Genomic DNA, 8566 nt, shown 5'->3' with positions numbered 1-8566 from the left:
GCGGCGCAGCCGATGAAGGCGGCGCAGCCGCCACGTCTGACGAAGTCAGACGTACTTCCAACCGAAGCGACCCTTGATGCAGAGCATGCCGTGGGTGACGTCGTGGTCAGCCGGGCTGGTGACCTTGACGATTTGGTTGTCTTGGACGTGGAGTTCGAGGTTGCAGCCGACGCCGCAGTACGAACAGACGGTCTGGGTGACGGTCTGATCCTCTTCACGCCAGTTGTTCTCTTGGCGGAGATCGAACTCCGTCTTGAACTGCAGGGCGTTGGTCGGACACACCGCAATGCAGTTACCGCAGTAGACACACGCCGATTCGGGTAGAGCGACGTCGAACTCCGTCGAAATCCTGTTGTCGAAGCCGCGGCCCGACATGGCGATGGCGAACGTGAATTGGGCTTCTTCACCGCACGCGTCGACGCACTTGTAGCAGAGGACACATTTGTCGTAGTCCCGGATGTACAGGTTGTCTTGGATCTTGACAGGCTGGTCGAATCGCTCGGCGCCGTCGGCGTAGCGGGTGATGTCGACGCCGTACTCGGTCGACCACTCGTTGATCTGCGGCGCTTCGCTCAGGTCATTGGCAGTGCCAAGGAATTCGAGCACCATCTTGCGGCTGTGCTTCACCCGATCGGAGTCGGTCGAGATGACCATCCCCTCTTCGGCGGGACGTGAGCACGACGGGACGAGCGTCCGGTTGCCCTCGACTTCGACGACACAGACGCGGCACGCGTTCACAGGCGTCAAGTTCTCGGCGTAACAGATGGTCGGCGTGTCGATGCCCGCCTGGGCGCACGCAGTGAGGATCGTGTCGCCCTCGGCAACCGTGACATCGCCGCCGTTGATCCTTACCGTGACCAGCGTTGCGGTCTGCTGTTCAACCGTCGTCTGTTGGGGGCTCATACTGCGTTTCCGATCAGTCCGAGGCGGATGGCGGACTGGACGGCGCCCGCAGCCGTGTGGCCGAGGCCGCAGATCGATGCGTCGGCCATGGCAAGTGCCATGTCGTCGATCAGTGTGTTGCGTTCGGCGGTCAGCGAGCCAACGTTGCCCATTTCGACAATCACCTCGTGTTGGCGAGTGGTGCCAACGCGGCATGGGACGCACTGGCCGCACGACTCACTCTTGAAGAACTCGGTGATCCGGGTGAGCAGCGACGTGAAGTCGACGGTGTCATCGAAGAGCGTGATCACACCGGAGCCCAGCGTGGTGCCACGCTCGCGTGTGTCTTCGCCCGTCAGCGGCATGTCGAGTTGGCTGGCATCAACGAAGCTGCCCGCTGCACCACCCATCAGAATCGCCTGCGTCGTTCCCGTTGCTCCACCCGCGATCTCAATCATCTCACCGAGCGTCGTTCCCTGCGGCACTTCATACACGCCAGGGTTCGCCACGTGGCCGGACAGGCAAAACAGCCTCGTGCCAGGCGATTTTTCTGTACCGACGAACCGATAGGCCGCCGCACTGTTGAGCACGATATAGATCGCGTTGAGCAGCGTTTCGGGGTTGTTGACCGCTGTCGGTTCGCCAAACAATCCGTGGGTAGAAGGGAATGGCGGCTTGTTGCGCGGCTCGCCGCGGAAACCTTCGATCGACTCCATGAGCGCGGTCTCTTCGCCACAGATGTAGGCGCCGGCACCTCGGCGTAGCTCGATGTCGAAACGCTGACCGGAGCCCATGACATCGTCGCCGAGCAGGCCAGCGGTGCGCGCCTGCTCGATGGCGTTGGTCAGGCGAGCAGTCGACAGCGGATATTCGCCGCGGATATAGATCCAACCGTTCTCGGCACCAACCGACACACCAGCGATGGTGAGGCCTTCGATGAGTGCAAACGGATCGTTCTCCATCAGCGTGCGGTCTTTGAACGTGCCCGGCTCGGACTCGTCGGCGTTGGCGATGACGTGTTTCGGACGGCCGTGTTCGTCAGCGACGCCTTGCCACTTAATGGCTGTCGGGAAGCCGGCGCCACCGCGGCCGGTCAACCCGGCCGAGCGAACTTCGTCGATAACGGCTTGGCCGCCCATCGACAGTGCCTTCTCGAGCGCTGCGTACCCGCCGTGCTCGCGGTACGAGGCCAGCGAGGTCGGGTCGACGACGCCGATGTTGGCGAGCAGTCGCAGACCGCCCGTGTCGCCCGCGGCACGCTGGATCGATTGGAACGCACCGGGCGATGCGATGTTGTCGGCGTCAGCCGGCACCGAGTCGGCGGCGCCACGGCCCTGGACGAACTGAGCGGGTGCGCGCTCGCACTGACCGAGGCACGGCCCGCGGTGCACCTGCTTGCCATCGGCTTCGAGCCCCTGGGCGAATGCTTCAGCATCGGCGATGTGGCACGACGTGTCCATGCAGACGTGCACGGTCGAATCGCTGTGGCCGGGGTCTTCGGTGCGGAACAGCTCGTAGAACGTCGCAACGCCGTACGCCTCGGCCGGGGGCACCTGGAGGACATCGCTAATGTAGTTGAGCCCCCCAGCACTGATCCAGCCGATGTCGGCTTGCAGCGCGTGAAGCGCCGGAAGCAGCAGATGGCGACGGTCGTTCTTGCGGGTCATGCCACCGCGCACCAGCCGCTCGGACTCATGGATGACAACGCGCGCATCAGGCGAGAGGACGGCATCGACCGCGGCGCGTTCGGCGTCGGTCGAGTTGTCAATAGTCAAGTGAAGATCAGCCATGCGGTACTACTTGTCTCTGTTGATGATGCCGTCAGGCGCTGATCTTGTCGACACGGATAGACGCTGCTTTGAACTCGGACGTACCAGAACGCTTATCCCAGGCATCGTTGGTCAGCTTGTTGATATCGACCAGGGTTGGGAAGTGGTAGGTGGTGAACGTCAGCCCAATGGGGATGTCGGGCTGGAACCGCACGTTCATCTCGACGGTGCCACGTGGCGACGAGACGCTGACCCGCTCGCCATCGACGATGTCGAGTGCGACACCGTCGGCCGGGTTGATGTCGAGTTCCTCGCCATAGCGGATCGGCGACTCGAAGCCGTTCGACTGGACGCCGGTGTTGAACGAGTCGAGCGAACGACCTGTGGTGAGGCGCAGCGGGAACTCGTCGGTGAGCTTTTCGTTCGGACCTTCGTGCTCGACAACCGAGAACGGCGACGGGGCACGGCCTCCCAAATCGTCTTCCCAGAGCCAGCCGTGAAGGAACGGGCTTCCCGGATGGTCGAGGTCGGGGCACGGCCACTGCAGGCCACCTTCGGCTTCGAGCCGCGCGTACGACATGCCACCGTGCATCGGTGACAGCGAACGCAGTTCGTCCCAGAGCGCTTCGGGCTCGGTGGTGCCGAGATCGACGCCCAGCCGCTTGCCGAGCTCGTGCATGATGTCGATGTCGTGGCGAGCCTGACCGGGCGGGATAACTGCGGGCCGGGTGCGTTGCACACGACGCTCGCTCGAGGTGACGGTGCCGTCGGACTCGGCCCAAGCAACCGACGCCGGGAAGACCACGTCAGCCAACTCGGCGGTGCGAGTCATGAAGATGTCTTGCACAATGAGACAGTCGAGCCCGGAGAGCAACTTGCGGGCGTGATCGATGTCGGCTTCGGAGTCGGCCGGGTTCTCACCGAGCACGAACACTGCGGTCAGTTCACCGCGGCCCATCGCTTCGAACATCAGCGTGAGGTGGATGCCGTCTTCGGGATTGAGTTTGGCGCCATAGGCCGCTTCAAACTTGGCCCGATGCTCGGCGTTGGTGATGTCTTGGAAGCCCGGGAACTTGTTGGGCAGCGCACCCATGTCGCCGCCACCCTGCACGTTGTTCTGCCCGCGCAGCGGAACAAGACCGCTCCCCCATTTTCCGACGTGGCCCGTGAGTAACGCCAGGTTGCACAAGGAGAGCACATTGTCGACTGCGTTGTGGTGCTCGGTGATGCCGAGCGTCCAGAGGATCTGCGCCTTCTCGGCAGTGGCATACGCGTGCGCCATCTCTTTGATCGCACTTGCAGGGACTCCGGTGATCTCTTCGGCGTATTCGAGTGTGTACGACTCGACCGACGCCTTGTACGCCTCGTAGCCATCGGTCGAATGCGCGATGAAGGCCTCGTTGACCAAGCCGGCGTGGATGATCTCGCGGGCCACGGCGTTGGCCATGGCGATGTCGGTGCCGACGTCGAGACCAAGCCACGCGTCAGCGAACTTCGACGACGATGTACGTCGAGGGTCGACGGCGAACATTTTCGCGCCGTTCTTCAAACCCTTCATTAAGTGGTGGAAGTAGATCGGGTGCGCCTCACGGGCATTCGAGCCCCACAGCAACACCACATCGACTTCTTCGATCTCTTTGTACGAGGCCGTTCCGCCACCTGCACCAAACACTGTCGCCAGACCGACGACCGAGGGAGCGTGTCAAGTTCGGTTACAGGAGTCGATGTTGTTCGACCCCATCACTACCCGGGCAAACTTCTGTCCGAAGTAGTTGACCTCGTTGGTGGCCTTCGAGCACGAGAACATGCCAAACGCATTGGCATTACCACCCTTGATCGCATCGCGAGCGGCGCCGAGGCCAGCAGCTGCACGATCGAGCGCCTCGTCCCAGGATGCCTCGCGTAGCTCGCCGTTCTCCCGCACATACGGTGTGGTGAGACGGGGCAACCCGAGATCGGCGGTCATCTGCTGCTGTCCCCTGCGAAGCTTCATCGTGGTCAGGTTAGACCCTCTAACGTGACGAGCAGCACACCCTGCCAACAGTTTCTCGGCGTCGGCCACATCGACAGCGAAACATCCGGTGAACCGATTCTCCCAACGAATCTCATTGAGTAACATGATCTTCCGTGGAGGAACCCAGTGTCGAGCCCGGTGACGAGATGGAGGTCCAGCAAGACCACCCTGCCTGGATGCCCAAGTCTGTCGAACAACGCCGACGCGAGTTCTGCCTGTCCGTCGCCACCATTGGCGTTCTTGCCGCCGCGGCTCTCGGAGTCCTGATCACGGGGAACACCGGCACGAGCGAAACACTCGCCGCAAAAGCGGTCGCCTCGGCGCCAACCTCCATCCCCTCCATCACCTCCATCACCTCCATCACCTCCATCCCATCCATCCCCGTCGCTGGGTCCGACGTCGAATTCGAACTCACGGGCCTTGACAACGAAGGCGTCGACGTTGACGGGGAGCCCGCAGGCGCCGGTGGGCGCTGCACCATCGGCTTGCTCTCCGTGCGCCTCGGCGCATCAGGCGACGACGTCGAATGCCTGCAGAACGTGCTGGCCGACATCGGCCACTTCACCGGCATTGCCGATGGCCAGTTCAACGACTCCACGCTGCGCGCCGTCATGGACTACCAGACCTCCGAGGGCCTCTTCGTCGACGGGGTGGTCGGTCGCGAGAGTGCCGTCGCACTCAATATCTGGCCGGACGAGGAATCGTTCGTCACCCGCACGCCACCACCGGCGCTCGGCGCCACCGACCTCTGGGGCGTCGCGCTCTCACCGGTCGCGTCTGCCGGCGACGCCGCTCCGCCGCTCCCCGACAACACTGGCAGTGGACGACGTGTCGTCTATGACCGTGCAGGCCAGCGGGTCTGGGCCGTGCGCGGCGATGGCGTCATCATTCGGTCATGGCTTGTCTCCGGGTCGACCTATCAGAACGAAGTGCCGGGCACGCACGAGGTGTATAGCCGATCGGAGCTGTCAACGGCATGGAACGGCAAAGCGTGGCTCCCGCTGATGATCCGCTGGCTCAAGACTGAGCGCGGCGCGATTGGCTTCCACGCCATTCCGCTGCACGTCGACGACAATTCTCCGTACCAGGGTGACGCCGAGTTGGGCACCCGCCTCTCCGGTGGCTGCCAGCGTCAGAACAACCTCGATGCCGAGTTCATGTGGGCGTTCGCCACGCTCGGCACCAAAGTCGTCGTCACCTGATCAGCTGCCCATACGCGGCCAAACGGCCCGGCCCGGCAGACCCTCAGCCCTCAGCCTTGGGGGAAGAGGATGTCGACCCGCGGGCCCCACACCGACCTGGCGCCTTCGTGGCCCGTGCGAATCAACCAGATCGTGGCCAGAACGCCGAGAACTGCTGTCACCGCTGCGATCGCTTGCCGAGCGATCATGTTGGACGCCAACGCTCCCAGGACCCCGACTCGAACACGCTCTACTCGTTCCAGCACCGTGAGTGATCCGAACACTGCGAACCACGCCAGCGTCATCAGGAACGTCATCTCCGCCAGGTCCTGATGCTTCGAGATGTCGACTGCACCTTTACCGTTCGCTCGGTCGTAGGCCTCGATCAGCGCCTCGCCCGACTCCTTGGCTGCGAACAGCAGGACGACGGTGAGGAACAATCCACCGACCATCCACCAGCTCGCACGAGCACGCCAGGCCGGCTTGACAGCCAGCACAACCGTGGCAATCGCGGCGATCGGCAACAGCACGATCGGTGCATGGATCAACAGCGGATGGGCGGGAAGATCGAACAGCTTGTCAAACATGGTTCGCAGAGTAGATCAAAGGATTCGAGCGGCGAGCCCCTCAACCGCCGCAAGATCACGCCCGGGCCACATCGTGACGATGTGTCTGTCGACGCCCGCCTCAATCAAATCCGAAGGCGTGGCACCGAGATCGGCGCCTGGTGTAAAGAAGTCGAGCACGCTGACTTCAAAATCGTCCGGCAGGTCAGCGGCCGCGAGCCGTTCGAGCTGGTCGGCCAAGCGTGCGGTCCGACGAATATTGACGCCGTCGGCCAATTCGATGGCGACTTCGATAGTGGCCCACGACGATGCGCCAACGATCACCGGCGGCATCGGCGCCCCATCGGTCACTGCGTCGAATTCGTCGGCGCTCCAGATCCGTCGGAGCTGACCAATCGTGTCGGTCAGCATCGCCTGGCGTGTTGCCAGATCACCAAGCTGCTTGCCGACCATGTCGTGTTCCACGGAGAAGCGCGAGTCGGGTGCTGCTCCTGAGCCGACACCGAGCCGGACGCGCCCCGGCGCGAGCGACTGGAGGGAGTTGATTCCGGACGCGAGTTGCACGGCGTGGCGGTTCGTCACGTTCGCGACCAGGACGCCAAGATCAACATGCTGAGTCACTGCGGCGATGGCACCCAGACAGACGAACGGATCGCGCGACCACGGAGCACCGACGACGTTGCCGCTGAAGTGGTCGGTCACCCAGACCGCCCCGACGTCGGCCGCGTCAGCAGCCTTGGCCACAGCGAGCATGTCTGCCAGGTGCGCTCCGAACGGGTTGATCACCAAGTCGGTCAGCACCGCAGCACCCTACGCTGCGGGTGTGCGCGACAATCCGTCCACCGGCCCCGCCATTGATGTGGACGGCTACCTCGAATGGATCGGCTTCGTCGGCACGGTGCGGCACGATCGGGCCACCTTGAGCGAGTTGCAACAGCTCCACATGACGGCCGTCCCGTTCGAGAATCTCGACATCGTTGCTGGCCGCGGCGTCACGGTTGATGCACTGACCAACGTCAACAAGATTGTCGAGCAGGGCCGGGGCGGTTGGTGTTTCGAGCTGAACGGCGCCTTTGCTCTTCTCCTCGAAGCGCTCGGATTTCGTGTGCTCAGGCTCGGCGCCGCCGTGCTCCTCGACGGGCCGACGCGTGTGATCGACCACCTCGCACTCGAAGTACAGATCGACCGGCCGTACCTCGTTGACGTCGGCTTCGGCGACAGCTTCACCAACCCAATCGATCTCAATGCGGCCGGGCCACAAGACGGCGGCAACGGAACGTACGAGTTGATCGGCAGCCCGCAAGGGACCACGCTGACCAGGCACGATGCAACTGGGATTCCCGAGGCGCACTACCGCTTCAAGCGCGTTGCGCACACGATGGGCCAGTTCGAGCATGCCTCGGAGTCGCTCCAGTCTGACCCCGACAAACATTGGCGAGCCAAGCCATTCGCCACACGTCTACTCGACCGAGGCCCCGATCGAGTGACGCTGACCGCCGATCGCCTCAACGTCGTCCAAGATGGCATCACCACCGAGACTTCAATTTCCGGCGACGAGTGGGACATCACACTGCATGCCTGGTTCGGGATGCGGCGACGAACCTGAGCGACAACCCCTCGATCGAGCCACTGACCCGACGCGTTGTCTCGTCAGGCCAGTTCCGAGAGTCCGCCGTTGCGTTGGATCTTTCGGATTGCCATCTCCATGGTGTTGAAATCGACGTCGCTTTCGCCCCGCCGACAGCGGCCACGCTCAACATCGACAGCAGTGGCCATCGGCTCGGCAACTCGGCCGAGGTCGAACTGGAGCCAACCGCCGTGCCGTTGCGTCCAGTACTGACCTAGGTGGTCGATCAGGGGCCAGATGCGCGTGGCGGTCGCGGCCGGGGAGTTCCCGACAAGTGACGAAAACATGGAATTGACGCCTGCAGCACACGCTGCAGCGTTGTCGTCGTGCAATTCCATCACCGACTGGTTCCAGCTCCCAAGTACCCAGTGATCGCCATTCCCTGCGCTGTCAGGCACCAGATACTCGTCCTCACCGAGTGCGAACTTCAGCACTTCCTTGCGGGCAATCGCCTGCTCGAACAGATTTGTCATACCGTCAGTGTTACCCGAGCAACATTGCGTTCATGCGCCGACGCGCTCCGGCTG

8 protein-coding genes are annotated in these 8566 nt (G+C 63.1%); 2 read left to right on the top strand and 6 right to left on the bottom strand.

What is annotated here, in order from left to right; translation table 11 throughout:
* Window positions 1-45: 45 nt before the first annotated feature.
* The 3 genes from ACH2EI_RS09700 to ACH2EI_RS09690 are packed head-to-tail and all read right to left on the bottom strand — an operon-like array spanning window position 46 to window position 4644.
* Window positions 46-903: a 2Fe-2S iron-sulfur cluster-binding protein gene (locus ACH2EI_RS09700; protein WP_395152698.1), complete on the bottom strand. Its 858-nt coding sequence runs from the start codon at window positions 901-903 to the stop codon at window positions 46-48.
* On the bottom strand, window positions 900-2672 hold the full coding sequence (locus ACH2EI_RS09695; RefSeq protein ID WP_395152699.1) for an NAD(P)H-dependent oxidoreductase subunit E: 1773 nt from the start codon (window positions 2670-2672) through the stop codon (window positions 900-902). The genes ACH2EI_RS09700 and ACH2EI_RS09695 overlap by 4 nt, the downstream gene beginning before the upstream one ends.
* Window positions 2673-2703: 31 nt before the next feature.
* A complete protein-coding gene (locus ACH2EI_RS09690) occupies window positions 2704-4644 on the bottom strand; it encodes a molybdopterin oxidoreductase family protein (RefSeq protein ID WP_395152700.1) in 1941 nt (646 codons plus the stop codon).
* A gap of 134 nt (window positions 4645-4778) precedes the next feature.
* On the opposite strand from ACH2EI_RS09690, the gene ACH2EI_RS09685 reads away from it, so the two are divergent.
* Window positions 4779-5867: a peptidoglycan-binding protein gene (locus ACH2EI_RS09685; protein WP_395152701.1), complete on the top strand. Its 1089-nt coding sequence runs from the start codon at window positions 4779-4781 to the stop codon at window positions 5865-5867.
* 50 nt (window positions 5868-5917) lie between these two features.
* On the opposite strand, the gene ACH2EI_RS09680 is transcribed toward ACH2EI_RS09685, so the two are convergent.
* Together ACH2EI_RS09680 and ACH2EI_RS09675 are read right to left on the bottom strand one after the other, a co-directional pair.
* Window positions 5918-6433: a DUF2231 domain-containing protein gene (locus ACH2EI_RS09680; protein ID WP_395152702.1), complete on the bottom strand. Its 516-nt coding sequence runs from the start codon at window positions 6431-6433 to the stop codon at window positions 5918-5920.
* 15 nt (window positions 6434-6448) lie between these two features.
* A complete protein-coding gene (locus ACH2EI_RS09675; protein ID WP_395152703.1) occupies window positions 6449-7213 on the bottom strand; it encodes an LLM class flavin-dependent oxidoreductase in 765 nt (254 codons plus the stop codon).
* Window positions 7214-7235: 22 nt separating this feature from the next.
* On the opposite strand from ACH2EI_RS09675, the gene ACH2EI_RS09670 reads away from it, so the two are divergent.
* Window positions 7236-8018, top strand: coding sequence for an arylamine N-acetyltransferase (locus ACH2EI_RS09670; protein WP_395152704.1), 783 nt, complete (start codon window positions 7236-7238; stop codon window positions 8016-8018).
* Between the two features lie 44 nt (window positions 8019-8062).
* Here the strand turns inward: ACH2EI_RS09670 and ACH2EI_RS09665 are convergent, their stop codons facing one another.
* On the bottom strand, window positions 8063-8512 hold the full coding sequence (locus ACH2EI_RS09665) for a hypothetical protein (protein WP_395152705.1): 450 nt from the start codon (window positions 8510-8512) through the stop codon (window positions 8063-8065).
* Window positions 8513-8566: the final 54 nt, after the last annotated feature.

The organism is Ilumatobacter sp. (assembly GCF_041688325.1).
Taxonomy (GTDB): domain Bacteria; phylum Actinomycetota; class Acidimicrobiia; order Acidimicrobiales; family Ilumatobacteraceae; genus Ilumatobacter_A.
The sequence above is the reverse complement of the archived record's forward strand: the minus strand, read 5'-3'. Positions and strand labels throughout refer to the sequence as shown.

Bases quoted from the DNA above. Each gene is read 5' to 3' on its own strand.
- ACH2EI_RS09680 (WP_395152702.1), bottom strand. From the start codon at position 6,433: ATGTTTGACAAGCTGTTCGATCTTCCCGCCCATCCGCTGTTGATCCAT.
- ACH2EI_RS09700 (WP_395152698.1), bottom strand. From the start codon at position 903: ATGAGCCCCCAACAGACGACGGTTGAACAGCAGACCGCAACGCTGGTC.
- ACH2EI_RS09665 (WP_395152705.1), bottom strand. From the start codon at position 8,512: ATGACAAATCTGTTCGAGCAGGCGATTGCCCGCAAGGAAGTGCTGAAG.
- ACH2EI_RS09695 (WP_395152699.1), bottom strand. From the start codon at position 2,672: ATGGCTGATCTTCACTTGACTATTGACAACTCGACCGACGCCGAACGC.